Here is a 25,205-nt window from a genome sequence, read left to right as displayed (position 1 = left end):
GAGAGGGAGGGGAGAGGGGGCTCGTGCCACAGCGCTGCTGCCCTTCGAAGCACCCCCTCTCCCCTGCCCTCTCCCCCCTCGCGGGGGGCGAGGGAGTTCGTGCCGGCAGCGCTCGCTCGTTCCTACACCCTATTGGCTACCCGCCTTCCCCTCAGGTGTATTTCTTCTCCAGCGCATCCCACTCCGCCTTGCCGACCAGTCGCTGGCGTTCCGCGAACGGCGCGACCAGCGCCGGGTCCTCGTCGATCCGGCGCTGCGTCTTCAAGACGCCGAGCGCCTTCTGCATGCCCGCCACCGCGCCCTGCAGCGCCGCGTTGGCGTACAGCACGACGCCGTAGCCCAGCTCCTGCAGCTCGGCCGAATCCGTGATCGGCGTCTTTCCGCCGATCACCATGTTCATGAGCTGCGGCGTCGACAAACGCCGCGGCAGCTCCCGGATCTGCCCGGGCGTCGTCACCGCCTCGACGAACAGCAGGTCCGCCCCAGCCTCCGCGAAGCGCTGCGCGCGCTCGACGGCCGCCTCGAAGCCCTGCGTCGCGCACGCATCGGTGCGGGCCATGATCAGCAGGTCCGGATCGCGGCGCGCGTCGACCGCCGCCTTGATCTTGCTCACCGCCTCCTCCGTCGAGATCACTTCCTTCCCGCTGAAATGCCCGCATCGCTTGGGCGCGACCTGGTCCTCCAGCTGGATGCAATCCGCGCCCGCCCTTTCCAGCGTGCGCACCGCCTGCCTCACGTTGAGCGCGTTCCCGAAACCCGTGTCGGCATCGACGATCAGCGGCAGCTCGACCGCGTCGCGGATGCGGGCGGTGTGGTCGGCGATCTCCGCCAGCCCCATGAAGCCCTGGTCCGGCAGGCCGAACCACATGTTGGTCACGCCGGCGCCGGTGACGTAGAGGGCCTCGAAGCCGAGGTCCTCGATCACCCTGGCCGACAGGGCATTGAAGGCGCCGGGCACCAGCACGCCGCGGCGCGCCTCCACCAGCGCGCGCAGCGTCTTGCGGGTCGATGTCATGGAAGTTCCTTCGCGGGCATGAGGGACTCGGCGGGCACGCGCACGGCGCCCTCCATCAGGATGCGGGCGCTGCGGCTCATCACCGCGCGCGTGACCCGCCATTGGCCGCCGTCGAGCACGGCCTCCGCGCCGACACGCAGCGTGCCGGACGGATGACCGAAGCGCACCGCCGGCAGCGGCGCGCCGCCGGCGGCCTCGCAGACCAGCGTGCCGGGAATCGCAGCCGCGGTGCCGATCGCCACGGCCGCCGTGCCCATCATCGCGTGATGCAGCTTGCCCATCGACAGCGCCCGCACCAGCAGGTCGATGTTGCCGGCTTCGACGTCCTTCCCGCTCGACGCGCGGTAGTCCGCCGGCGGCGCGACGAAGGCCAGCTTCGGCGTGTGCTGGCGGGTCTTCGCCTCGTCGAGCGTCCGGATCAGGCCCATGCGCAGCGCCGCGTGCGCGCGAATCGCCTCCAGCCGCGCGAGCGCCGCCGCGTCGCCATTGATCGCGTCCTGCAGCTCGGTGCCGGCGTAGCCCAGCGTCCTCGCCTCGACGAAGGCTGTCGGAATGCCCGCGTTGATGAGCGTCGCGCGCAGCCGGCCGCCGGGCACGAGCGCCTCGGGCAGCGTCAGCTCGTCGATGACCTGGCCGGTCGGAAACAGCGCGCCGCCGCCCTCGCCCGCATTGCCGGCGTCATCGCCGCCGTCATCGCCCGGATCGAGGAAGGCCAGCTCGATCTCCGCCGCCGGGAAGGTCACGCCGTCGAGTTCGAAATCGCCGCTCTCCTGCACCTGCCCATCGCGCATCGGCACCTTGGCCACGATGGTCTTGCCGATGTTGGCCTGCCAGATCCGGATCGTCGCGACGCCGTCGCGCGGCAGCACGGCCGCGTCGATCAGGCCCGCATGGATCGCGAACGGCCCCACCGCCGCGGACAGGTTGCCGCAGTTGCCCGACCAGTCCACCAGCGCCCGGTCGATCGCGACCTGGCCGAAGAGATAGTCGACGTCATGCCCCTCGCGCGCGCTGCGCGACACGATCACCGCCTTGCTGGTGCTGGACGTCGCGCCGCCCATGCCGTCGATCTGCTTGCCGTAGGGATCGGGGCTGCCGATGACGCGCAGCAGCAGCCGGTCGCGCGCCGGGCCCGCCGCGCGGGCCGCCTCGGGCAGGTCCTCGAGGCGGAAGAACACGCCCTTGCTGGTGCCGCCTCGCAGATAGGTGGCGGGGATCCTCAATTGCGGAAGAAAGCTCATGACGTCACTTCGAGGTCGCGCGGCGCCGCGGCCGCGAGGAAGTCCTGGGCGAAACGCTGCAGCACGCCGCCCGCCTGGTAGATCGCCACCTCCTCGGCGGTATCGAGCCGGCAGCGCACCGGCACCTCGGTGCGGGCGCCGTCGCGGCGGTGGACGATCAGCGTCATCGTCGCACGCGGCGCCGGCGTGCCAGCCACGTCGTAGACCTCGGTGCCGTCCAGCCCCAGCGTCAGGCGCGTCACGCCGGGCAGGAACTCCAGCGGCAACACGCCCATGCCGATCAGGTTGGTGCGATGGATGCGCTCGAAGCCCTCGGCCGCGATGACCTCGACACCGGCCAGCCGCACGCCCTTGGCGGCCCAGTCGCGCGACGAACCCTGCCCGTAGTCCGCGCCGGCGATCACGATCAGCGGCTGGCGGCGCGCCATGTAGGTCTCGATCGCCTCCCACATGCGCATCACGCGGCCATCCGGCTCGAGCCGCGTCAGCGAGCCCGCGATGACGCCGCCATCGGCGCCCCGGACCATCTCGTTGCGCAGCGCCGGATTGGCGAAGGTCGCGCGCTGCGCGGTCAGGTGATCGCCGCGGTGCGTCGCATAGGAATTGAAGTCCTCCTCCGGCAGGCCCATGCGGGCGAGGTACTCGCCCGCCGCCGAGTCCGCCAGGATCGCGTTGGACGGCGACAGGTGATCGGTGGTGATGTTGTCCGGCAGCACCGCGAGCGCGCGCAGGCCGCGCAGCGTGCGTGCGCCGGCGAGCGCGCCTTCCCAGTACGGCGGGCGGCGGATGTAGGTGGAGCGCGGCCGCCAGTCGTAGAGCGGCACCGTGGCCGCCGCCGCGGCGGGCGCGATCGCGAACATCGGCTCGTAGACACGGCGGAACTGCTCGGGCTTCACGCACTGGCGCACCAGCGCGTCGATCTCGGCGTCGTCCGGCCAGAGCTCGCTCAACCGGATCTCGCGTCCGTCGACGACGCCCAGCACATCGCGCTCGATGTCGAAGCGGATCGTGCCCGCGAGCGCGTACGCGACCACCAGCGGCGGCGACGCGAGGAAGGCCTGCTTCGCGCGCGGATGGATGCGGCCGTCGAAGTTGCGGTTGCCCGACAGCACGGCGGTCGCGTAGAGGTCGCGTTCGACGATCTCGCGCTCGATCGCCGGGTCGAGCGCGCCCGACATGCCGTTGCACGACGTGCACGCGTAAGCGACGACGCCGAAGCCCAGCGCTTCGAGATCGCCAAGCAGGCCGGCCTCCTCCAGGTACAGCGTCACCGTGCGCGAGCCTGGCGCGAGCGAGGATTTCACCCATGGCTTGCGCGCGAGGCCCAGCCGGCGCGCGTTGCGCGCCAGCAGCCCGGCGGCGATCACGTTGCGCGGATTGCTGGTGTTCGTGCAGCTGGTGATGGCCGCGATGATCACGGCGCCATCGGGCATGCGGCCTGGCTCGTCGGCCCAGGGCGCGGCGATGCCGCGCGCCGCCAGCGCCGAGGTGGGCAGCCGGCGATGCGGATTCGACGGTCCCGCCAGCGTGCGCTCGACGCTGCCCAGGTCGAAGCGCAGCACCCGCGGATAGACCACGCCGGCCAGCGTGTCGCCCGCGCCCGACCACAGGCCGGCCGCCTTCGCGTAGGTCTCGACCAGGCGCACCTGCGCGTCCTCGCGGCCGGTCAGGCGCAGGTAGGCCAGCGTCTGCTCGTCGATCGCGAACAGCGCGGCGGTGGCGCCGTACTCGGGCGCCATGTTGGCGATGGTGGCGCGGTCGCCGAGCGTCAGCCCCGCGACGCCCTCGCCGAAGAACTCCAGGTAGGCGCCGACGACCTTCTGCTGGCGCAGGAACTCGGTCAGCGACAGCACCAGGTCGGTCGCGGTGATGCCGGGCGCGCGGCGGCCGCTGAGCTCGACGCCGACGATCTCCGGCAGCCGCATCCACGAGGCGCGGCCCAGCATCACGCTCTCCGCCTCCAGCCCGCCGACGCCGACCGCGATCACGCCGAGCGCGTCGACATGCGGCGTGTGGCTGTCGGTGCCCACGCAGGTGTCGGGGTACGCGAGACCGCGCGCGCCCTGGCGCTCCACCTGCACCACCGGCGACATCCGCTCCAGATTGATCTGATGCATGATCCCGTTCCCCGGCGGGATCACGTCGACATTGCGGAACGCGGCGCGGCACCACGCGATGAAGTGGAAGCGGTCCTCGTTGCGGCGATCCTCGATGGCGCGGTTCTTGTCGAAGGCCTCGGGGTCATCGCCGCCGCACTCGACGGCCAGCGAGTGATCGACGATCAGCTGGACAGGCACGACCGGATTCACCTGCGACGGATCCCCGCCCTGCGCCGCGATCGCGTCGCGCAGGCCGGCCAGGTCGACCAGCGCCGTCTGGCCCAGGATGTCGTGGCACACCACGCGCGCCGGATACCAGGGGAAATCGCGCTCGCTCAAGCCATCGGCGAGCTGCAGCAGACCCTGGTCGAGGATCGCGGGATCGCAGCGGCGCACCAGGTTCTCGGCATGCACGCGCGCCGTGTACGGCATCCGCGCCCAGGCGCCGGGCCGCAGTGTCTCGATGGCGGCGCGCGCGTCGAACCAGTCGAGCGCGGTGCCCGGCAAGGGCCGGCGCCAGGCGGTGTTGTAGCGCGCGGTGGGGGAAATCGTGGCGGCGGGGGTTGCGGTCATCACTGGCGGGCGGCAAGCGGCACGAAGGTCTGGTCCTCGGGGCCGGTGTAGACGGCGCTGGGGCGGATGATCTTGTTGTCCTGGCGCTGCTCGATCACGTGAGCGGCCCAGCCGCTGGTGCGCGCGATGACGAACAGCGGCGTGAACATCGCCGTGGGCACGCCCATCAGGTGGTAGCTGACCGCGCTGAACCAGTCGAGGTTGGGGAACATGCGCTTGATGTCCCACATCACGCGCTCCAGGCGCTCGGCGATGTCGAACATCTTGGTCGTGCCGGCGTCGGCCGACAGCTGCCGCGCGACCTTCTTGATGACCTCGTTGCGGGGATCGCTGACGGTGTAGACCGGATGGCCGAAGCCGATCACGACCTCCCTGGCCTCGACGCGGCGGCGGATGTCGGCCTCGGCCTCGTCGGGCGAGTCGTAGCGCTTCTGCACCTCGAAGGCGACCTCGTTGGCGCCGCCGTGCTTGGGACCGCGCAGCGCGCCGATCGCGCCGGCCACCGCCGAGTACAGATCGCTGCCCGTGCCCGCGATCACGCGGGCGGTGAAGGTGGACGCGTTGAACTCATGCTCCGCGTACAGGATCAGCGAGGTGTGCATCGCGCGTTCCCAGCGGGCATCGGGCTTGCGGCCATGCAGCAGGTGCAGGAAGTGGGCGCCGATGGAGTCGTCGTCGGTCTCCACCGTGATGCGGCGGCCCTGCGTCGCCCAGTGGTACCAGTACAGCAGCATCGATCCGAGCGAGGCCATCAGCCGGTCCGCGATGTCGCGCGCGCCGGGCAGCGCGTGGCCGTCCTTCTCCGGCAGCACGCAGCCCAGCGCGGACACGCCGGTGCGCATCACGTCCATCGGATGCGCGCCGGCGGGCAGGCGCTCCAGCGCCTCCTTCACGCTGGCCGGCAGGCCGCGCAGCGCCTTCAGCTTGGCCTTGTAGGCGCGCAGCTCGGCGGCGTTGGGCAGCTTGCCGTGCACCAGCAGGTGGGCGACCTCCTCGAACTCGCAGGCCTGGGCCAGGTCGAGGATGTCGTAGCCGCGGTAATGCAGGTCGTTGCCGGTGCGGCCGACGGTGCACAGCGCGGTGGTGCCGGCGGCGACGCCGGACAGGGCCACCGATTTCTTCGGCTTGAACGCCGGGGCGAGGGTGTCGGTCATGGGGTCTCCTCCTGGGAATCCCGGGAATCCTGGGAATCCTGGGCAATGGCGGACAGCGTCCGCGGCAGCGCCGCGCGCGGTTCGCGCGGTTCGATGGGCACGGGTCGGCCCTGCGGGTCGACGGCGACCATCTCGAAGCTCGCGCGCAGCACCTCGCGGGGCTGCAGGCCCGGCGCGGCGTCGAGCGCCGCGCGCACGTCCACCGTGATCGAGGTGCGGCCCAGCCGCACGACACGCGCATGCAGATGCAGCAGCGCGCCGACGCCGATGGGCGCGAGGAACTCCACGCCGCGCGCGGCGGCCATCACCACCGGTTGCTGGCTGAAGCGCGCGGCGGCGAGGTACGCGGTGCGGCCGAGCAGCGCCAGCGCCTCGGGGCCGAACAGCGTGCCGTAGTGATTCGATTGATGGGGCAGCACGAGCTCGCGGTGGGTGAGCTCGTTGAGCGGCGTGGCGGCCAGGGCCTTGATCCAGTCCATGGGGGCATGGGATAGTCGCGTCATTCGCAATCTTTGCAGCGCGGCCGATGGCACTCAATGGCTGAATTAGCAATGAAATGCGAAGGAGATTCGCAACGTTTGCGAATCTTGCGAACCTGATGGAAGCCTATGCGCAAGACCTTCCTCGGCGTGAAGCTCAAGACCCTGCGCGAGCAGCGCGGCCTGACCCAGGCCGCGCTGGCGCAAGCGCTGAAGCTCTCGCCCAGCTACGTGAACCAGCTCGAGAACAACGAGCGCCCGTTGAGCGTCGCGGTGCTGCTGCGGCTGCAGTCGGCGCTGGGCATCGACCTGCAGTTCTTCTCCGAGGACGACGAGGCGCGGCTCTTCGCGCAGTTGCACGAGATCGTCGCGGAGACGCCGGTGCCGGGCGGCGTGCCCGAGTCGGAGCTGCGCACGCTGGTGCAGCAGATGCCGGCGATGGCGCAGCTGATGCTGCGGCTGCACGGCCGCGCGCGCGGCGCGGAGCAGCGGGTCAGCAACCTCGATGGCGGCGAGCGTGGGGCGCCGCTCGCGGCGGGGCCGGGGCCGCACGAGGAGGTGCGCGATTTCTTCTACGCCCATCACAACCACATGGACGCGCTGGACCGGGCGGCGGAGGCGCTGGCGATCGGACTCGGCGGCGATGAGACGGCGGCGACGCCGCTCTCGCAGCAAGACCTGGCACAGCGGCTGGAGGCGCATCTGATCGCCGCGCATCGGATCCAGGTGCAGCTGGTGGCGGACGAGCGCCTGCGGCGCTACGAGCCGGCGCAGCGCCTGTTGCTGCTGTCGGCATCGCTGTCGCCGGGCCAGCGCGCGTTCCAGCTCGCGACGCAGCTGGCGTATCTGGAATGCGGCGCGGAGATGGACCGCCTGATCGCATCGGCGAGCTTCAGCAAGGAGGCCGCGGCGCTGGCGCGCATCGGGCTGGCGAGCTATTTCGCTGGCGCGGTGGTGCTGCCCTATCGTGCGTTCCTGTCGGCGGCGCAGGCGCTGCGGCACGACATCGCGCTGCTGGCCAAGCGCTTCGGCGTGAGCTTCGAGACCGTGTGCCACCGGCTCTCGACGCTGCAGCGGCGCGAGGCGCGCGGCGTGCCGTTCTTCTTCGTGCGGGTGGACCGGGCGGGGAACATCTCGAAGCGGCAGTCGGCGACGGACTTCCACTTCTCGCGCAGCGGCGGCACCTGCCCGCTGTGGAACGTCTACGAGGCCTTCGGGCAGCCGGGCCGCGTGCTCACGCAGGTCGCGCGCATGCCCGATGGCCGCAGCTATCTGTGGATCGCGCACTGCGAGGTGCGCGCCACCGGCGGCTACGGCTCACCGGCGCGCGAGTTCGCGATCGGCCTGGGCTGCGACCTGCGGCACGCGGAGCAGCTGGTGTATGCGAAGGGGCTGGATCTGGGCGATCCGGACAGCGCCACGCCGATCGGCCCGGGCTGCAAGCTGTGCGAGCGCGAAGGCTGCGCGCAGCGGGCGTTCCCGGCGCTGGGGAAACACCTGCGCATCGATGAGAACGAGCGCACGGCGGAGCCGTATGGGACGAGATGAGTTGGCGCTCCGGGGGCGGGCCAGGAGGCAAGAGGCAAGAGGCAAGAGGCAAGAGGCTTCGGCATTTCTGCGGCCGCTGGCCCTCATCCCTCCCGCATGCGGGCGAGGGGGCAAGAAGAGCCGGGCGGCGCAGTAAACCCCCTCGCCCCAGCGGGGAGAGGGAGGGGAGAGGGGGCTCGTGCCACAGCGCTGCTGCCCTTTGAAGCACCCCCTCTCCCCTGCCCACTCCCCCCTCGCGGGGGGCGAGGGCGTTCTTGCGCAAGGGCTCTTGCACTTACACCCTCTCCCGCGAAGTGGGAGAGGGAGGGGTGAGGGCCAACGGCGGAAGCAGTGCAGCAGCGCCGGACACGGTTGTTCCCCCGCACTGCCGTCCTCATCCCAACGGCCCGCCATCCCCCGCCACGAGCTGCTGCACGCTCGAGAAATCCAGCCTGCCCCGCCCTGCCCGGCTGTTGAGCGCATACAGATTGCGCGCCAGCTCCCCGAGCGGCACCGCGGCGCCGACCTGCAGCGCCGCCTCCACCGCCAGGCCGAGGTCCTTCAGCATCAAGTCATTCCCGAAGCCGCCCGCATAACCGCGCGACGCCGGCGCTTCCGGCTTCACGCCCGGCCAGGGGTTGCAGACCTCCGTCGCCCAGCTCCTGCCGGTGCTGACGGCCATCATCGCGGACAGCGCCTGCGGATCGAGCCCATGCGACACGCCCAGCGCCAGCGCCTCGCCGGTCACCGCCATGATCACGCCCAGCGCCATGTTGTTGCACAGCTTGGCGACCTGCCCCGCACCGGAGACGCCCATGTGGAAGATGTTCTTCCCCATCGCTCCGAGCACCGGCCGCGCGCGCTCGAGCGCCTGCGCCTCGCCGCCGACGATGAAGGTCAGCGTGCCGGCCGCCGCCCCCGCCGTGCCGCCCGAGACCGGCGCGTCCAGCATCGCGATGCCGCGCGTCTCCGCGGCCAGCGAGACACGCTGCGCGCTCGCCGGCGCGATGGTGCCGCAGTCGATGACCAGCGCGCCCGCGGCCAGGCGCGACAGCAGCCCGCCCTCGCCCAGGTAGAGCGCCTCGACATGCCGGCTCGCCGGCAGCATCGAGATCACCACCGTCGCGCCCTCCACCGCCGCCGCGGCCGATGGCGCCGCCATCACGCCCGCCTGGCCGGCGCGCTCCAGCGCGCCCTGACTCACGTCGAACGCGGTGACCGCATACCCCGCCTTCGCGAGATTCACCGCCATCGGTCCGCCCATGTGCCCAAGGCCGATGAAGGCGATGCGTTCTTCCACCGCGTTCGTGCTGTTCATCGTGTTGCTCATCGTGCGTGTCCTCGAAGTCGTTGAAGCATCACCGCAGATCGGCGAGCGGATGCGGCCCGTCGAAGCGCGGCGCGAGCAGCGCATCCACGCGCGCCTCGCCGGTCTCGTCGATCGCCGCCGGCTGCCAGCGCGGCGACCTGTCCTTGTCGATCAGCAGCGCGCGCACCCCCTCGGCGAAGTCCGGATGCACGCAGCAGCCCACCGATGCCTGGTACTCGAGGCGCAGCACCTCCGCCAGCGACGCGTGCCGCAAGCGCCGCTGCAGCGCGAGCGCCAGCGCGGCCGAAGTCGGCGAGCCCTTCAGGAAGGCCGCGCCCGCCGCGGCCAGCCACGGATCGGCGTCGCCCGCGAGCGAGCGCAGACGCGGCGCGATCGTCGCGAGCCCGTCATGCGGCCCGATCAACGCGTCGATGCGATCGCGATGCGCGGCCAGCGCCGACGGCGCCAGCTCCGCAGCAGGCATGGCGCGCAACAGGTCGTCGAGCGTCTCGGCATCGATGGCGCGCTCGCCGGTCCAGCGCGCGCGGGCGATGGCCTCCAGCAGCGCGCCGCGATCCTCCGCGCGAGCCGCCCGGTCGGCGAGTCCGGCCCACAGCGCATCGGCCGCGTTCAACGGCGCGCCCGTCAGCGCGAGGAACAGCCCCACCCGGCCCGGCAGCCGCGACAGGAACCAGCTGCCGCCCACGTCGGGATACAGGCCCAGCGTGATCTCCGGCATCGCGAGCCGGCTGCGCGGCGTCACGACGCGGTGCGACGCGCCCGCCATCAGGCCGATGCCGCCGCCCATCACGATGCCTTGGCCCCAGACGAGCAGCGGCTTCGGATAGCGATGGATCGCGTGATCGAGGCGGTACTCGCGCTCGAAGAAATCCGCCGCGGGCTTCGGCACACGGCCGGCGCCGGCCTCGCGCATCGCGCGGTACAGGCCGACGACGTCGCCGCCCGCGCAGAACGCCTTCTCGCCGCTGCCATCGAGCAGCACGCCGGCGATGCGAGGGTCCTCGGCCCATTGGTCCAGTTGCGCCTGCAGCGCGTCGACCATCGTCAGCGTCAGCGCATTGAGGCTGTCCGGCGCGTTCAGCGTCGCGTGGCCGAAGCGGTGTCCGGAGGCTGTCACCAGCGTGCCGAAGCGCACCGGCGCGTCGCCGGATTTCTCCATCGAAGGGGTCATCGTCCGCTCCTCACGCATTGCGCCATTGCGGCTTGCGCTTGCCGAGGAAGGCCTGCACGCCTTCGCGCTGATCCTCCGAATCGAACAGCGCGACGAAGGCCTCCCGCTCCGCCGCCAGCTGCGATTGCGGCGGCAACGTGCGCGCGCCCTGGATCAGCCGCTTGCATGCGGCCACGCTGGTCGGGCTCTGTCCTTGCACGCGCTCGGCCCACTGCAGCGCGAGCGCCAGCGCGCCGCCTTTCGGTGCCAGCTCATCCGCCAGCCCGATGCGCAGCGCGGTCTCCGCGTCGACGCGCTCGCCCAGCAGCACCAGCCGCTTGGCCCATGCCTCGCCAACCGTCCAGCTCAGCCACTGCGTGCCGCCCGCGCAGGGCAACAGGCCAACAGCCGCCTCGGGGAGCGCCATCACCGCGTGCGGCTCGGCGATGCGCAGGTCGCAGGCGAGCGCGCATTCGAGCCCGCCGCCCATCGCGTAGCCGTTGATCGCCGCGATGCTCACGCCGCGGAAACCGGCCAGCGCCTCGAAGGCTTCGCCGAAGCGGCGCGCCATCGTCGCGGCGGTGCCCTTGTCGCCGTCGGCGAACAGTTTCAGGTCGGCGCCGGCGCTGAAGAACTTCTCGCCATCGCCGGTGACGATGAGCGCGTAGATCTCGCGATCGCGGTCGAGGTCGCCCACCAGGCGCGTCAGCGCCGCGAGGCTTTCGGCGGTCCAGGTGTGGGCTGGCGGATTCGTCAGCGTGACGATCGCGGTGTGGCCGCGCCGTTCCAGGCGCAAGCCGGCGTATTGAATGTCGCTGTCGGTTGAGAGGGGCATGGCGATGAATGGAAGAAGAAATGTGGTTGGCGACGGCCGCTGGCCCTCACCCCCCCCTCTCCCGCAAAGCGGGCGAGGGAGTAAGACGAGCCGGACGGCGCAGTAAACCCCCTCGCCCCAGCGGGGAGAGGGAGGGGAGAGGGGGCTCGTGCCACAGCGCTGCTGCCCTTCGAAGCACCCCCTCTCCCCTGCCCTCTCCCCCCTCGCGGGGGGCGAGGGGGTTGGTCAGCAGCAGCGCTTGACACAGTTGCTCTCCCGCAAGCGGGCGAGGGTGCAAGAAGGAGGCGGCTGCACTTTGCCGGGGGCGAGGGTGTAAGAGCGGCGAGCGGTGGTCACCGGATCGTCTCGGGTGCGTGGTCCTGCAGCATCCGGCGCGCGACGATGACCCGCATGATCTCGTTGGTGCCCTCCAGGATCTGGTGCACGCGCGCATCGCGCAGGTAGCGCTCCAGCGGGTACTCGCGGATGTAGCCGTAGCCGCCGTGGATCTGCAGCGCCTCGTTGCAGACGGTGAAGCCGATGTCCGTCGCCAGCCGCTTGGCCATCGCGCAGTACACCTGCGCGTCAGGCGACTTCGCATCCAGCTTGGACGCGGCCAGCCGCACCATCTGCCGCGCGGCCACCAGCTCGGTGGCCATGTCGGCGAGCTTGAACTGCAGTGCCTGCATGTCGGCCAGCGGCCGCCCGAACTGCCGGCGCTCGTGCATGTAACGCTGCGCCGCGGTCAACGCCCCCTGTGCCGCGCCGACCGAGCAGGTCGCGATGTTGATGCGTCCACCATCGAGCCCCTGCATCGCGATGCGGAAGCCCTGCCCTTCCCCGCCGAGCAACTGCGCCGCCGGCACGCGCACGCCGTCGAAGGCGATCGCGCGCGTGGGCTGGCTGTTCCAGCCCATCTTGTCCTCCTTGCGGCCGTACTCGATGCCCAAGGCATCGGCCTCGACCAGGAAGGCGGAGATGCCGTCCGCGCCCGGTCCGCCGGTGCGCGCCATCACGACCAGCACATCGGTCGCGCCGGCGCCGGAGATGAAGGCCTTGCCGCCGTCGAGCACGTAGGCATCGCCGTCGCGCCGCGCCGTCGTGCGCAGCGAGGCCGCGTCCGATCCGGCGCCCGGCTCGGTCAGGCAGTAGGACGCGAGCGTCGTGCCCGCGCACAGCGCCGGTCCCCATCGCGCGGCGGCCTCGGGCCGCGCGAACGCGGTCACCATCCATGTCGCCATGTTGTGGATGCTCAGGAACGCCGTCGTCGACGGGCAGGCCGCCGCCAGTTCCTCGAAGACCAGCGTCGCGTCCAGGCGCGGCAATCCGAGCCCGCCCGCCGCCTCGTCCGCGTAGAGCCCGCAGAAGCCCAGCTCGCCCGCGTGCCGCAGCGTGTCGCGCGGGAAGATCGCCCCCGCGTCCCACGCCGCCGCATGCGGCGCCATCTCGTCGCGCGCGAAGTCGCGCGCCGCCTGCTGGAAGGCGCGCTGCTGCTCGTTCAGCTCGAAGTCCATGGACGGCTCCGCCTCACTTCAGGCTGATCGTCGTGTTGACGCCGCCAGTGGACGCATCGTCGAACCAGCGCGCCGTCACCGTCTTGGTCTGCGTGTAGAAGAGCACCACCTGCTTGCCGTACGGCCCCAGGTCGCCCAGCTTGGACGCGCGCGAGCCGGTGAACGAGAACAGCGGCACCGGCACCGGGATCGGCACGTTGATGCCGACCTGGCCCACGTCGATCTCGTCCTCGAAGCGCCGCGCCGCCGCGCCGGACTGCGTGAACAGCGCCGTGCCGTTGCCGTTCGGGTTGGCGTTGATCATCGCGATCGCCTCGTCGAGCGTGGCGGCCTCGGCGACGCACAGCACCGGGCCGAAGACCTCCTGCTCGTAGATCGACATGCCGGGCTTCACGCCGCTGAACACCGTCGGGCCGACGAAGTTGCCTTCCTTCAGCTGGCCGCTCAGCGGCGGAAGCCGGCCGTCGAGCGCCAGCGTCGCGCCGTCCTCGATGCCGCGCGCGATGAGCTGCTCGACGCGATCGCGCGCCGCGCACGAGATCAGCGGCCCCACGTCCGTCGTCGCCGAATCGCCGGCGCCGACGCTCAGGCCCCTGGCCTTCTCGATCAGCTCGGGCAGCCAGTCGCGCGCCGCGCCGACCAGCACCGCCACCGACACCGCCATGCAGCGTTGCCCCGCCGCGCCGAAGGCGGCGCCGACCAGCGCGTTGAGCGTCTGCTCCTTGTGCGCATCCGGCAGCACGACGGCGTGATTCTTCGCGCCCATCATGCATTGCACGCGCTTGCCGGCTTTGGTCGCGCGGTCGTGCACCAGCGTGCCCACCCGCGTCGAGCCGACGAAGGACACCGCGCGGATGTCGGCGTGGTCGCACAGCGCATTGACCACGTCCTCGCCACCATGCACGACGTTGAGCACGCCTTTGGGGATCCCGGCCTCCAGCGCCAGCTCGACCAGCCGCATCGTCACCATCGGGTCCTGCTCCGACGGCTTCAGCACGAAGGTGTTGCCGCAGGCGATCGCCATCGGGAACATCCACAACGGGATCATCGCGGGGAAGTTGAACGGCGTGATGCCGGCGCACACGCCTAGCGGCTGCAGCAGCGTGTAAGTGTCGACGCCGCCCGCGACGTTGTGCGCGCGCTCGCCCATCTGCAGCGAGCCGATGTTGGCCGCGTGCTCCACCACCTCCAGCCCGCGGAACACGTCGCCCTCGGCATCGGCCAGCGTCTTGCCCTGCTCGGCGGTCAGCGTCGCGGCCAGCGACTTGATGTGGTCGCGGATCAGCTGCTGGTACTTGAGGAAGATGCGGGCGCGCGCGCCGATCGGCGTCTTGCGCCAGGTCTTGAAGGCCTCGCGCGCGGCGGCGATGGCGGCCTGGACTTCCTCGGGCGTGGCCATCGGCACGCGCGCCAGGCGCTGCTGCGTTGCGGGGTTGATCACGTCGCGCCATTCGGCGCTGCGGGATTGAACGAACTCGCCGTTGATCAACAGCGGAATGCGCGGCACGTCGTCGCGGGTCATCGTGTCTCCTGGTACTCCCCTCGGTCAGGGGTTCCAGAAGAATCTATCGGCGAACGGCCCGCGCGGCGCGCCCGCGCCCCGGTGTGAAAAGGAAAAGTGGCGAAGCGCTTCGCAGCCCCGCGGACCGGCCCGCGAAGTTTGCGAAGCGGGCGGACCGCGCGTGGCGCGGCGCTCAGTCGGCGAGGCGCCTCAGCTCATCGAGGAACCGCGCCGCCGCCACGTCCGACGGCCAGGGCTCCCATGGCGTACCGCCGTACCGCGCCTGCAGCGGATCGGTGTCGAGCACGGGATGCGTGATGCCGAGCACCTCGCGCACTTCGCGCTCGGACCAGCCGGTGCAGTGCACGGCCTCGGTCGCGGCGGCGGTGCTGTCGGCGCGCTTGTGCAGCGCATGGGTCTCCGGCGTCCAGTCCGGCAGCCGGTAGCGCATGGCGATGGCCTGCATCAGCCGGTCGCCGACGATGCGGAAAGGCTCGCCCAGCACGCGCTTGAGCGGCGAGATGCAGTCGAAGCCGAGGAAGCCCTCCTCGGCGTCATGCAGCAGTTCGGCGCGCTGCAGCGCGAGCGAGAGCGGCGCGCCGGCGTCCTCGGCCCCTTGGCGCCGCAGCGCCAGCACCAGCAGCGAGTGCTGCGCGACGGACAGCGGCCAGGGCCAGATGGATTCGCCGCCCCAGCGGTAGGTGCGCGCCAGGCGAAGCGCCAGGTCCTGGTCGGTCCAGGCCTGCGGCGAGGGATTGATCAGGTCGAGCGCCGCCCCGGAGGGCAGGCGGATCCAGGCGCGGGGATGGTCGGTCATGCGGCCGACTGTAGCGAGCCGGCCCGGCCAGGATTGGCAGCAGCGGCTGCTGGTGTTCAATCCCTCCGGCGTTCAGTCCATCCGGCGCTCAGTCCATCTGCTCGCGCAGGGCCTTGGCCTTGGCGCGATAGAACTTCGCGGAGCCGGCATTGCCCGCCTTCTCGAAGCGATCGGCGGCGGCGGTGGCCGCCTTGGCCGCCTCGTCGAAGGCCTGGATGATCTGCTGGCGGTCCTCGGTCGGCTGCAGCTTGCCCGCCGCGAAGCGGCCGGCCATGTAGCCCTCGTCCGGGATGTCGACCACGCCGATGGCCAGCTCGCCCTTGGCCGCGCGGCCCAGGAACATGCGCTTCACCGCGGCGCCCTGCTGCTCCTTGAGCACGCCCAGACCGTCGGCCTGGCTGCCGGCGCAGGCGCCGTCCCAGCGGGCGGAGCCGGCGGCCCAGCCCTCGGGCGGCGTGGTCACGTTGCAGGCGGCCAGCGTCGGCTGGCAGGCGGCGGTGAGGGTCAGGCCGGCCAGCGCCAGCACGCGGAGAAGAGCGAAGGAACTGAGCTTCATGACGGCGGAGTATCCATGTCCGCCCGCGCGCCGTCCGGCACGCGCGGCGGAGGTTGCAACAACGGGTGACGCGCCGGAGCGCGCGCCGCCGGTCAGACCAGGCGCGGCGCCCACTGCGAGATCAGCAGCTTGCTGGCCTCGAAGTGCATCGCGTCCTCGGTGCGGAAGGCCGCGCCCCAGTACCAGCCATGGCGGTTGAAGATCGGCGCGATCAGCGTCAGGCCGACCTGCACCTGGTTGTCGCCGCGGCGGTCCAGTACGCCGTTCAGCGTCAGGTCGATCGCGGTGCCCCAGGAGTGGTTGGAGATGCCGGTGCTCGAGCCGCGGATGTTGCGGCAGCACAGCATGCCGGCGGTGCCCAGCGCCTCGTAGACGGCGGGCTGCTCCTTGCGGATGTCCTCCATCACCTGGGCCAGGCTCTCGACGGCCAGGTCCAGGCCGGTGGCCTTGAACGGGCCCACCGAGCGCGAGACGATGTGCTTCTTCAGCTTCAGGTTGGTCAGCGGCTGGCAGTCCTGCGAGTAGGACTCGCGCGGCTGGCCCAGCGACTGGACCATGTAGGACGGCGACACCGCCACCAGGCCGGGGTTCATCGTGTGCGCCTCGGGGCGCGGCACCAGCTTGCTCAGCAGCTTGCGGGCCTCGGCGTTGGTCGAGGCCGTGGTCGAGGCGGCCGGCGCCGGCGCGGCGGCGGAGGCGGCCGGGGCGGACGGAGCCGGACGGGCGGCCGCGGGGATCGCCGGCGCGGCGGGGCGCAGGGCGGCGGGCGCGGGGCGCGTGGCGGGGGCGGCGTGGGCCGCCGGCGCGCTGCCCTCGGCCAGGCGGCGCAGCGTGCGGCCGTTGGGGTCGATGCGGCCATCCGGCTTGCCCATGAAGGCACGCTGGAAGCGCAGGATGCCGTCGACGGTCAGCGGCCCGCACAGGCCGTCGACGCGGCCCGCGTACAGGCGGTGCGCGACCAGCAGGCGCTGCACGGATTCGACGTCGGGCTTGCGGTTCGCGCCGGCGGCGCCGACGGAGGCGGTGAGATGGGCTTGCACGCGGGGATCCTTTGGCTATCTGGAATCGGATGGCGCTCGCATTCTGGGCGCCCGGCCCGCGCGCCGGCATTGACCAAGGTCATCCCGCCCCGCGGGCGTCCCCCGCGCCCGTGACGCGACCGCGCGTTTCCCCTCGATGCCGGAACCGGCATCGGCGGCCCTCCCGATTTCATTGGTGCGGCCAGCGCCCGCTTCCTAGCATCCTGCGCGGGTCCAAAGACCGCCGCGGCACGATCCGCGGCGGCGCGGACCCGGTCACGACAACCACAAGACCGGAGACAAGACATGACCCTCGCCCTCCCGCGCCTCGCGCGCCTCTCGCGTGGCCTCTCGCGTGGCCTCTCACGCGGCCTCCTCGCCCTGGGCGCCGCCGCGCTCGCCACCGCCGCCGCCGCGGCGCCCTGGACCCTGAGCGGTTCGCTCGGCACGCACGATCCCGACATCTACAAGAGCGGCTCCACCTGGTGGCTGTTCGAGACCACCGACAACGGCGGCATCGGCGTGAAGTTCTCCGGCGACGGCCACGCCTGGACCCAGGGCGGCCCCATCTTCAGCGGCGGCCTGTCCTGGTGGAAGAGCTACATCCCCGCCAACAAGACCGCGCAGGTCTGGGCGCCGGGCTGCGGCGAATGGGGTTCGATGGGCTACTGCTACTACGCGGTGTCGAGCTTCGGGTCGCAGAAGTCGGCGATCGGGCTGACGACCTCCGCCGGCGGCATCGCGGCCGGCAAGTGGGTGGACCAGGGCGCCGTCATCACGTCCGCCCCCGGCGACAACTTCAACGCGATCGACCCGGCGCTGGCCAAGACCACGAGCGGCAGCCCCTACCTGGTCTACGGCTCGTTCTGGAACGGCATCTTCATCCGCCCGGTCAGCAGCACCACGCTCAAGCCCACCGGCACGCCCACCAACATCGCCCGCGACACGGCCAATGGCATCGAGAACAGCTTCGTCATCTCGCACGCGACCGGCGGCACGACCTGGTACTACCTGTTCGCGTCCAAGGGCGCCTGCTGCAAGGGCGCGGACAGCACCTACCGTATCGTGGTCGGACGCTCGAGCTCGATCACCGGCCCCTACACCGACAAGTCGGGCGTGGCGATGATGTCCGGCGGCGGCACGGTGCTGGCGTCCAGCGGCGCCCGCTTCAAGGGCCCGGGCGGGCAGTCGCTGCTGGCGGACGGCTCGGTGATGGCCTGGCATGCCTATGACGCGCAGAACAACGGCGCGCCGGTGCTCTTCATCAACAACGTGACCTGGGGCTCGGACGGCTGGCCGCAGGCGGTCTGGTGAGCCCCGCCCGCGTCGCGGTCCTGGCGGCCGTGATGGGGGCGCTGACCGGCTTCGCGGCGGGCTGGCTCGCCGGCCCGGGCCGCGAGCCCGTCACGCTGGCCGGGTCCGGCGCGGCCCCGCCCGCGTTCCATGCGCTCGCGAGCCCGGCGCTGGCGGCGAGCGCCGCGCCGGCGCCGCTCGCCGCGCGGCTGGCCCTGGTCAGCGACGGCCATGCCGATCTGGGCGCGCTGCTGCGCGCGCCGCCGTCGGAGCTCCGCGGCAGCCTGCTGACCGCGCTGCGGCACCGGTCCGAGGGCGGCTGGCTCTATGCCCGCGCGCTGGCGCGGCAGTGCTCGGTGCTGGAGATGGTCGCGATGCGCGAGCGGCTGATGCCCGCGGTCTTCCAGCCGGCCATGGACGTGAACCAGGCTGGCGTGCAGCGGGCGCTGGCGATGCGCGACCAGCTGGCGACGGGCTGCTCGCAGCTCCAGCCGGACGAACTGCGCGAGGCGATGAACGTGCCGCCGGACTCGGTCGATCCGCTGATCGCGGTGATGGACCAGCCCGCCCGTCCCGGCAGCGCCGAGGCGCGCGAGCGCCTGACGGCGATCCTGTCGCGCCCGGATCCGCTGATGCTGGCCGAGCTCGGCCCCAGCCTGCTGGCGCGGGACGGCGAGTCCCTCGTCTTCGACGGCCGGCGCATCGACGGCGACGAACGCCAGCTGCTGGAAGGCGCCGCGATGCTGCTGCCCTGCTCGCTCGGGCTGGTCTGCGACGGGAACGACGTGATCGTCTGGGGTCCCTGCCTGGCCGACGGCCTCTGCGCGGCCTCGTCGCGTGAGGACGTCGTGATGAACAACGTCCAGGCCGGCGAGCATCCGGAGCGCCGCGCGGCGGTGCTCGCGTGGGTGGCGCGGCTGCGCGCCGCCGTCGTCGCGCGCGACGCCGACCGCTTCCTCAAGCCGCCGGGCTGAGCCCGGCCTGCGCGCCGCCGACCAGTTCGCACAAGCGCGCGATGTCGACATTGCCGCCGCTGATGACGATGCCGACGCGCTGGCCCTTCAGTTGATCCTTCATCGCCTGCACGGCGGCGAAGCCCAGGCAGCCGGTCGGCTCGACCACCATCTTCATCCGCGTCGCGAAGAAGCCCATCGCGTCGACCAGCGCGGCGTCGGGGACGGTGACGACGTCATCGACCAGGCGCTGGATCAGCGCGAAGGTCAGGTCGCCGAGCTGCTGCGTCTGGACGCCATCGGCGATGGTGCGCGGCGTGTCGATGTGGACCAGCCTGCCGCTGCGAAAGGACTGCTGGCCATCGTTGCCGGTCTCGGGCTCGACCCCGTAGATCTTCGCGGCCGGCGACAGCGCGCGCACCGCCAGCGCCGTGCCCGACAGCAGGCCGCCGCCGCCCAGCGGCGTGAACACGGCGTCGAGCGGGCCGACCTCCTCGATCAGCTCCTTCGCCGCGGTGCCCTGCCCGCAGAGCACATCGGGATGGTCGTAGGGCGGGATCAGCGTGAAGCCGTGCCGCTCGGCCAGATCGCGGCCGATCTGCTGGCGGTCTTCGGTGTAGCGGTCGTAGAGCACGACCTCGCCGCCATAGCCGCGCGTCGCGGCGATCTTGGCGGCCGGTGCATCCTTGGGCATCACGATCGTGGCCGGCATGCCGAGCAGCCGCGCCGACAGCGCCACCGCCTGCGCGTGATTGCCCGACGAGAAGGCCACCACGCCGCGCCGGCGCTGCTCCGGCGTGAAGCGCGAGAGCGCGTTGAACGCGCCGCGGAACTTGAAGGCGCCCATGCGCTGGAAGTTCTCGCACTTGAAGAAGACCCGGGCGCCGAGCCGCTCGTCGACCGTGCGCGAGGTCAGCACTGGCGTGCGATGCGCATGGCCGTCGATGCGGCGGGCGGCGGCCTCGACGTCGGCGTAGGTGGGCAGGGTCTCGGGCGTGGCGGTCATGGCGGCTCCTGAAGCGGATCGATGGGCCGCGCCATCATCGCCGCAGGCTGTACCGCAACAGCGTCAGGCCTGCCACACACCGTAGCCGGCCTCGCGCAGCCCGATGGCGAGCTCGACCTCCATCTCGCGCGCGGCCTCGTAGGGCATCGGGTTGTAGACCTCGTAGAGCTGGGGCAGCAGACGCAGGCCGTAGTCGAAGACGAAGCGGTTGGCCTGGATGCCGGCCTTGTGCTTGTCGAAGCGCAGGTCGGGATCGAGCCCGGTCATGCCGACGTAGACGAAGGGCATGCCCAGCCGGTGGTCCGGATTGGCCTTGCGGAAGCGCGGCTCGTTCCAGACCTGGTCGGCGAGCTCGACGACGTAGACGTGGTGGTGATGGCGCTTCGCGCGCGGCGCCTTGGGCGCCTTGGGCGATTTGGCGGCAACGGGCTCGCCGCCTTTCGCGACAATCGCCTTCTTCTTCCGTTTCCCGACGCCATCCGCCATGCCCTTGTCCTCTTACCTCTCCACTTCGCCGGCCGTCGCCGAGCGCGTATTCATCCATGAGTCCGCCCAGGTGATCGGCGACGTGTCGATCGGCCCCGACAGCTCGGTCTGGTGCAACACCGTGCTGCGCGGCGACGTGAACCGGATTGTCATCGGCACCGGCAGCAACATCCAGGACTTCGCGATGGGGCATGTCTCGCACAAGTCCGCGAAGAAGCCGGAGGGCTCGCCGCTGATCATCGGCGACCACGTGACGGTGGGGCACTCGGTGATCCTGCATGGCTGCCGCATCGGCAACGAGTGCCTGATCGGCATGGGCTCGATCGTGATGGACGACGTGGTCGTCGAGGACCGCGTGATGATCGGCGCCGGCAGCCTGGTGTCGCCGGGCAAGGTGCTCAAGGGCGGGCACCTCTACATCGGCCGGCCCGCGGTCGCGGTGCGCGAGCTGACGGCCGAGGAGATCGCCTATCTGAAGTACTCGGCCGAGCATTACATCCGGGTCAAGGGCAACTACCTGGGCGCCTGAAGACGGCGCCCGCTCGCGCAAGGAGACCGCCATGCGGCGCCGAGATCTGCTCATGTCCGCGCTGTCGGCGGTGCCGATGGCCCATGCCGCCAACCCCGCGGGCAGCGCGCCGAATGCCATGAACGGCGACCGCCGAGGCTGGCTCGTTCACTCATTTCGACAAGGGATCCCGCCCCGTATCGACAGCCCCGGCGGCATTCAGGATGAGCCACATCAGATGACCCATCTGCCTTTCATCGACCTTGCCGGTGTCGGTCTGGTGCACGACGACAAGATCGTTCGCCGGATCGACCACCACGTACTGGCCGTTGAGACCGTCAGCCCAGAAGCCTCCGGGTGACAGATTCATGATGGCGACGCGCCGATCCGGGAAACCGGTCCACCACATGTACCCATAGCCAGACCGGAGATACGTTTCGGACCAGGCCGTCGTGCTTTCCCTGACCCAGGCCGAAGGGACGATGGTGGTGTCGCGCCACCGTCCGCCGCGCAGGAACAGCAGGCCGAACCGCGCCAGATCGCGGGCGCTCATGCGAAATGGGTAAGCCGGGTACATGGAATCGGCGCCGCGCAGGTGGTTCCCGTCTCCCGTTCTGAAGTCCTGCATACCGAGCGGATCGGCGATGTGCCGCTTGAAGCTCTCGAAGATCGAGCTCCCGACCGCACGCTCGTAGAGGGTGCCGAGAACGTTGAAATCCCAGTTGTTGTAGTACCAGAACGTCCCGGGCGCATGACTGCCCCGGGCTGGGCGACGCGTTTTCTGCCCCGCGGTTTCAGCCAGGGCCGGGTGAAACACGCCGGACCGCGCCTGAAGCAGTTGGCGGACCGTGGCGAGTTTCTCCACGTCGCTCAAGCCCGGGGGCACGTCGTCGATGCCGAGCGATCCCAAGGACGCCTCCAGGTCGATCTGGCCCTGCTCGACGGCGATGCCGATCAATGCGCTCAGCAGACTCTTGCGCACGGAGTACAACTGCAGCCGGCGGTCGATCTCACCCCAACTGAAGATCGTTCGACCGTGCTGGGTCACCAGGAGGCTTGCCGTGCCGATCGATTGCGCAAAGTCCGCCGCGCGATCGAGCCAGTCCGTTGACCAGCCGGCTTGTCCGGGCGCGATTCCTTCCCACTCACGCGCCGGCCATGCCTGCGTACGGGCCAAGGGCGCCGCGAGCAGCGTCGGCCCCTCAGCGGCCCATTGCATGAGTGACAAAGCGAGAAAGCGGCGACGTTTGAAGGACACGATGGCAAATCTCGCTCGTCAGGGATCCAGTGGTGCTCCGAGACATGAAGAGACCTCATGCAGGTCCACGCAAGCGGTCTTGGGCGGTGCCTGGTACTTGGCCTGGTACTTGGCCTGGATACCAGCCAGCACGCCCGCCATCAGATAGACGTGCGCATTCGGATGATTCGGATAGGAGTTCAGTTGGGGCTCCACTCGCCGATAGAAGCAAGTCATGTTTGCATCGTGAGGCGCGTCGGGCAACAGCACGGTGTAGGTCCCCGGTGGCAGCGGGAAGCGCAGCGGACGGTGCGGAAGGTCGCCCGATTTCGAACCGGCTCGTCGCCAGAAGCGGAACACCTCTCCCTCACAGCCCCCTCGCGATGAAGCCGAATACGCCCGAGGCGGCGAGCATCGCTCCGAGGATCGAGCTGCCGACGAGGACCTCGATGTCGAGGCGCATCCCGGCGCTCGCGCTCAACAGGACCGCGCAGGCAATGCCCGCCACCGTGCCGGCGATCAGCAAGTGCCACCGCGGGATGCGGTCGCGCCGCCGCCTGGGCTCGATTTCAACGAAGCCGGCGTAGAACACCGCAGCGAGGAGCACAGTCAGTGAAAGCGTGATACGCAAATCCGCCAGCCATGCCCCGCGGGGATGCGACAGCCAGGCCGGAATCACGACGTGGCACATCACGCCGAGACCGCCGCCGATGACGGCGATGACGAGCGCCACCGCCCAGGCAGGCCATGCGGATAGCGATTTCATGAGGCAAGCTGGCCGATCACGGCAACTCCAGCGGCTCCACCATCATCTGCGCCATCGCGGCGCAGGTCCCCGCCTGGCCGGCATGGATCTTCTCGGGATGCGCGCCCTCCTCGGCCGCGACGCGCGTCATGACCGCGCACATCTGGAGGTAGTGCTTCGACATCACCGTGTCGCGCCCATAGACCGCCTGGTAGCGCTTGAGGAAATCCGCCGCGCGCGGCGAGGCCGCGGCCAATCCGGCGAGGTAGGCCCGGTACGGCTCGACGACGGGCTGATTCGCCTGATGCTCCGTCCACATGCGGAAGCCGCCGATCGCGGCGATCGCGACGATGACGAACGCGATCAACACGCCCCATTGCCGCAGGAACGGCTTCTTCCCGTCCAACTCGTTGCCGGTGCCGATCCTGCCGCTGGCATCGCCGTCGTTCATCGCTTCCCTCCCACTTTCGAATATCCGCGCCGCTTGTGATGAAGAGATGTCGTCGCCGCGCGAAGGCGCGAGCATAAGGCTCCGCCCGCCACCTGCAATACTCGCCCGCATGCCCCCCAGCGCCGATCAACCCTCCCTCTTCGACGACTTCGATCCGCCCGCCGACGCCCTGCCCGACGGCATGCGCTACCAATCCGCGTTCCTGTCGGTCGATGAGGAGCGGGCGCTGATCGCGCTCATCGGCACGCTGCCGCTCGAAGCCGCGCAGTACAAGGCGTACACCGCGCGCCGCCGCGTCGTCAGCTACGGCGGCAGCTTCGACTACGACACCAACCGCCTGCGCCCCGCGCAGCCGCTCATCGAGGCGCTGCATCCGCTGCGCGAGCGCGTCGCGCGCTGGGCCGGCATCGCGCCGGGGACGCTCGTCCACACCCTCGTCGCGGAATACGCGCCCGGCACGCCGCTCGGCTGGCACCGCGACGTGCCGGACTTCGAGGACGTGTTCGGCGTGTCGCTCGGCGCGCCGGCGACGCTGCGCTTCCGGCCTTATCCACCCGATGCGCCCAAGCGCGCGAACGTCCTCAAGCTCAGCGTCGAGCCGCGATCCATCTACGCGTTGCGCGGACCCTCGCGCTGGGCCTGGCAGCACAGCGTCGCGCCCGTCGAGCGGCTGCGATGGTCGATCACGTTCCGGACCGCGCGGCCGAAGTGATCGGCCGACACGGCGCCCGCGCCGATGGCCCCACGCGGCTGCGGTCCTTTGCATCGCGCCGCTTGACCGCCCGCGCGGGTCGCCACTACGATCGCGCCCGCTTCGCAGTGATCGCCTTGACCTGCACCGAGCCGTAAGCGTTTACGTCAGCCAACGCGCAACCCCGCCGGTTCCCCGACGCAGCAGCGTCGCGCCGGCTTGCGCATAGGCATAGCAATGACCACGCACTCCACCACGGTTCGTTCCACCTTCAACCACCTGAGCTTCCCCTCGCCCGACGCTCCCGCGACGGCCGCGTTCTTCGAGCATTTCCTCGGCTTCTCCGTGGCCTCCTTCGGCCACAGCCGCATCGTCAAGAAGGACCAGCTCGACATCGTCATCGAGGACGGCCGCGACCGCGATTGCACCTGGCCGCGCAACTTCCATGTCGGCGTCGAAGTGGCGACGCGCTCGGACCTCGAGCGCATCCATGCCGACATGCTCGCGGCGGACATCCGCATGGAGACCGAGCTGATCACGCATGTGCGCGGCTCGCGTTTCTTCTGCTGGATGCCCGGCGGCGTGATGCTCGAGGTCAACACCCGCGAAGACGCGTCACCAGAGTTCCGCAGGACCTTCGCGAGCCAGCAGGGTTGAGGCGATGCCACCCGCATCGCCGTGGCGGCATCGACCACTGCATCGGCCGACACAAGGAGCCGCCTGCCTCTCGGGGAATTTTGTAACAGGCGAATCCACTTGGAGGTACCGCGCCTCTTAGCAGCTGAGGCCAGGAGACAAAGTCATCTCCTGGCCGTTCACCAACTGCCTGGAGCAACTCATGTCCCCCTTCTATGTGAAGAATGTCCCTCCCGTCGAACGCGTCGTCCGGCTCTGCGCTGGCTTGGCCGGCACGGTAGTGAGCGTTTCATTCCTCGGCGGTTGGCCGGGTTGGCTCGTTGGTGCGTCTGCGGTCGGACTGGCGATCTCCGGCATCGTCGGCTTCTGCCCCGCCTGCGCGATGTTCGGGCGCAAGCTCCGTTCCTGAT

The 25,205-nt window shown here is 70.7% G+C and carries 26 protein-coding genes; 7 read left to right on the top strand and 19 right to left on the bottom strand.

Annotated features, from left to right (window positions below):
* Nucleotides 1-151: 151 nt before the first annotated feature.
* The 5 genes from ACEN96_RS12815 to ACEN96_RS12795 are packed head-to-tail and all read right to left on the bottom strand — an operon-like array spanning nucleotide 152 to nucleotide 6,585.
* The gene (locus ACEN96_RS12815; RefSeq protein ID WP_495588393.1) at nucleotides 152-1,015 is read right to left on the bottom strand and encodes an isocitrate lyase/PEP mutase family protein; all 864 of its coding nucleotides are present in this window, start codon (nucleotides 1,013-1,015) and stop codon (nucleotides 152-154) included.
* Entirely contained in the window at nucleotides 1,012-2,256 is a 1,245-nt protein-coding gene (gene prpF, locus ACEN96_RS12810; protein ID WP_495588392.1) for a 2-methylaconitate cis-trans isomerase PrpF, read from the bottom strand. The genes ACEN96_RS12815 and prpF overlap by 4 nt, the downstream gene beginning before the upstream one ends.
* Nucleotides 2,253-4,928: a Fe/S-dependent 2-methylisocitrate dehydratase AcnD gene (gene acnD, locus ACEN96_RS12805; protein WP_495588391.1), complete on the bottom strand. Its 2,676-nt coding sequence runs from the start codon at nucleotides 4,926-4,928 to the stop codon at nucleotides 2,253-2,255. The genes prpF and acnD overlap by 4 nt, the downstream gene beginning before the upstream one ends.
* Nucleotides 4,928-6,082 (bottom strand): bifunctional 2-methylcitrate synthase/citrate synthase, encoded by a 1,155-nt coding sequence (gene prpC, locus ACEN96_RS12800; protein WP_495588390.1) that lies wholly within the window; start codon nucleotides 6,080-6,082, stop codon nucleotides 4,928-4,930. The genes acnD and prpC overlap by 1 nt, the downstream gene beginning before the upstream one ends.
* On the bottom strand, nucleotides 6,079-6,585 hold the full coding sequence (locus tag ACEN96_RS12795; RefSeq protein ID WP_495588389.1) for an acyl-CoA thioesterase: 507 nt from the start codon (nucleotides 6,583-6,585) through the stop codon (nucleotides 6,079-6,081). Before ACEN96_RS12795 ends, prpC begins: the two co-directional genes overlap by 4 nt.
* A gap of 105 nt (nucleotides 6,586-6,690) precedes the next feature.
* On the opposite strand from ACEN96_RS12795, the gene ACEN96_RS12790 reads away from it, so the two are divergent.
* The gene (locus ACEN96_RS12790; protein WP_495588388.1) at nucleotides 6,691-8,109 is read left to right on the top strand and encodes a short-chain fatty acyl-CoA regulator family protein; all 1,419 of its coding nucleotides are present in this window, start codon (nucleotides 6,691-6,693) and stop codon (nucleotides 8,107-8,109) included.
* 373 nt (nucleotides 8,110-8,482) lie between these two features.
* On the opposite strand, the gene mmsB is transcribed toward ACEN96_RS12790, so the two are convergent.
* From mmsB to ACEN96_RS12750, 8 genes are all read right to left on the bottom strand, one after another.
* The gene (gene mmsB, locus ACEN96_RS12785; protein ID WP_495588387.1) at nucleotides 8,483-9,418 is read right to left on the bottom strand and encodes a 3-hydroxyisobutyrate dehydrogenase; all 936 of its coding nucleotides are present in this window, start codon (nucleotides 9,416-9,418) and stop codon (nucleotides 8,483-8,485) included.
* Nucleotides 9,419-9,446: 28 nt separating this feature from the next.
* Nucleotides 9,447-10,589: an enoyl-CoA hydratase/isomerase family protein gene (locus ACEN96_RS12780; protein ID WP_495588386.1), complete on the bottom strand. Its 1,143-nt coding sequence runs from the start codon at nucleotides 10,587-10,589 to the stop codon at nucleotides 9,447-9,449.
* Nucleotides 10,590-10,599: 10 nt separating this feature from the next.
* Entirely contained in the window at nucleotides 10,600-11,403 is an 804-nt protein-coding gene (locus tag ACEN96_RS12775; protein WP_495588385.1) for an enoyl-CoA hydratase, read from the bottom strand.
* Nucleotides 11,404-11,735: 332 nt separating this feature from the next.
* A complete protein-coding gene (locus tag ACEN96_RS12770) occupies nucleotides 11,736-12,896 on the bottom strand; it encodes an acyl-CoA dehydrogenase family protein (RefSeq protein WP_495588384.1) in 1,161 nt (386 codons plus the stop codon).
* A 13-nt stretch (nucleotides 12,897-12,909) separates the two neighbouring features.
* Nucleotides 12,910-14,418 carry a CoA-acylating methylmalonate-semialdehyde dehydrogenase gene (locus ACEN96_RS12765; protein ID WP_495588383.1) on the bottom strand — a complete coding sequence of 503 codons (1,509 nt, stop codon included), beginning with the start codon at nucleotides 14,416-14,418 and terminating at the stop codon, nucleotides 12,910-12,912.
* Nucleotides 14,419-14,590: 172 nt separating this feature from the next.
* Entirely contained in the window at nucleotides 14,591-15,214 is a 624-nt protein-coding gene (locus ACEN96_RS12760) for a phosphohydrolase (RefSeq protein WP_495588382.1), read from the bottom strand.
* Between the two features lie 88 nt (nucleotides 15,215-15,302).
* Entirely contained in the window at nucleotides 15,303-15,770 is a 468-nt protein-coding gene (locus tag ACEN96_RS12755) for a hypothetical protein (RefSeq protein ID WP_495588381.1), read from the bottom strand.
* A gap of 92 nt (nucleotides 15,771-15,862) precedes the next feature.
* Nucleotides 15,863-16,810, bottom strand: a complete 948-nt coding sequence (locus ACEN96_RS12750; protein ID WP_495588380.1) for a M15 family metallopeptidase — start codon at nucleotides 16,808-16,810, stop codon at nucleotides 15,863-15,865.
* A 285-nt stretch (nucleotides 16,811-17,095) separates the two neighbouring features.
* On the opposite strand from ACEN96_RS12750, the gene ACEN96_RS12745 reads away from it, so the two are divergent.
* A complete protein-coding gene (locus ACEN96_RS12745) occupies nucleotides 17,096-18,103 on the top strand; it encodes a family 43 glycosylhydrolase (RefSeq protein WP_495588379.1) in 1,008 nt (335 codons plus the stop codon).
* On the top strand, nucleotides 18,100-19,056 hold the full coding sequence (locus ACEN96_RS12740; protein ID WP_495588378.1) for a hypothetical protein: 957 nt from the start codon (nucleotides 18,100-18,102) through the stop codon (nucleotides 19,054-19,056). The genes ACEN96_RS12745 and ACEN96_RS12740 overlap by 4 nt, the downstream gene beginning before the upstream one ends.
* Here the strand turns inward: ACEN96_RS12740 and ACEN96_RS12735 are convergent.
* On the bottom strand, nucleotides 19,040-20,041 hold the full coding sequence (locus tag ACEN96_RS12735) for a threo-3-hydroxy-L-aspartate ammonia-lyase (protein WP_495588377.1): 1,002 nt from the start codon (nucleotides 20,039-20,041) through the stop codon (nucleotides 19,040-19,042). The genes ACEN96_RS12740 and ACEN96_RS12735 overlap by 17 nt on opposite strands.
* 63 nt (nucleotides 20,042-20,104) lie before the next feature.
* Complete coding sequence (locus ACEN96_RS12730; protein WP_495588598.1) at nucleotides 20,105-20,491, bottom strand: hypothetical protein; 387 nt, start codon at nucleotides 20,489-20,491, stop codon at nucleotides 20,105-20,107.
* 34 nt (nucleotides 20,492-20,525) lie between these two features.
* Here ACEN96_RS12730 and ACEN96_RS12725 point away from each other — a divergent pair, with 34 nt between their 5' ends.
* Nucleotides 20,526-21,056 carry a gamma carbonic anhydrase family protein gene (locus ACEN96_RS12725; protein ID WP_495588376.1) on the top strand — a complete coding sequence of 177 codons (531 nt, stop codon included), beginning with the start codon at nucleotides 20,526-20,528 and terminating at the stop codon, nucleotides 21,054-21,056.
* A gap of 151 nt (nucleotides 21,057-21,207) precedes the next feature.
* Here the strand turns inward: ACEN96_RS12725 and ACEN96_RS12720 are convergent, their stop codons facing one another.
* From ACEN96_RS12720 to ACEN96_RS12705, 4 genes are all read right to left on the bottom strand, one after another.
* The gene (locus ACEN96_RS12720; protein ID WP_495588375.1) at nucleotides 21,208-22,293 is read right to left on the bottom strand and encodes a serine hydrolase domain-containing protein; all 1,086 of its coding nucleotides are present in this window, start codon (nucleotides 22,291-22,293) and stop codon (nucleotides 21,208-21,210) included.
* Nucleotides 22,294-22,311: 18 nt separating this feature from the next.
* Nucleotides 22,312-22,509, bottom strand: a complete 198-nt coding sequence (locus tag ACEN96_RS12715) for a hypothetical protein (protein WP_495588374.1) — start codon at nucleotides 22,507-22,509, stop codon at nucleotides 22,312-22,314.
* Nucleotides 22,510-22,639: 130 nt separating this feature from the next.
* Nucleotides 22,640-23,038, bottom strand: a complete 399-nt coding sequence (locus tag ACEN96_RS12710) for a hypothetical protein (protein ID WP_495588373.1) — start codon at nucleotides 23,036-23,038, stop codon at nucleotides 22,640-22,642.
* Between the two features lie 16 nt (nucleotides 23,039-23,054).
* Nucleotides 23,055-23,468, bottom strand: a complete 414-nt coding sequence (locus ACEN96_RS12705; RefSeq protein ID WP_495588372.1) for a hypothetical protein — start codon at nucleotides 23,466-23,468, stop codon at nucleotides 23,055-23,057.
* A 109-nt stretch (nucleotides 23,469-23,577) separates the two neighbouring features.
* Here ACEN96_RS12705 and ACEN96_RS12700 point away from each other — a divergent pair, with 109 nt between their 5' ends.
* The 3 genes from ACEN96_RS12700 (at nucleotide 23,578) to ACEN96_RS12690 (ending at nucleotide 25,204) form a co-directional block, all read left to right on the top strand.
* Complete coding sequence (locus tag ACEN96_RS12700; protein WP_495588371.1) at nucleotides 23,578-24,180, top strand: alpha-ketoglutarate-dependent dioxygenase AlkB; 603 nt, start codon at nucleotides 23,578-23,580, stop codon at nucleotides 24,178-24,180.
* A 216-nt stretch (nucleotides 24,181-24,396) separates the two neighbouring features.
* Nucleotides 24,397-24,816: a VOC family protein gene (locus tag ACEN96_RS12695; RefSeq protein WP_495588370.1), complete on the top strand. Its 420-nt coding sequence runs from the start codon at nucleotides 24,397-24,399 to the stop codon at nucleotides 24,814-24,816.
* Nucleotides 24,817-24,997: 181 nt separating this feature from the next.
* Entirely contained in the window at nucleotides 24,998-25,204 is a 207-nt protein-coding gene (locus ACEN96_RS12690) for a YgaP family membrane protein (protein ID WP_495588369.1), read from the top strand.
* Nucleotide 25,205 lies beyond the last annotated feature (1 nt).

The organism is Roseateles sp. Mitsp63 (assembly GCF_059491535.1).
This window is presented reverse-complemented; position numbering and strand designations above follow the sequence as displayed.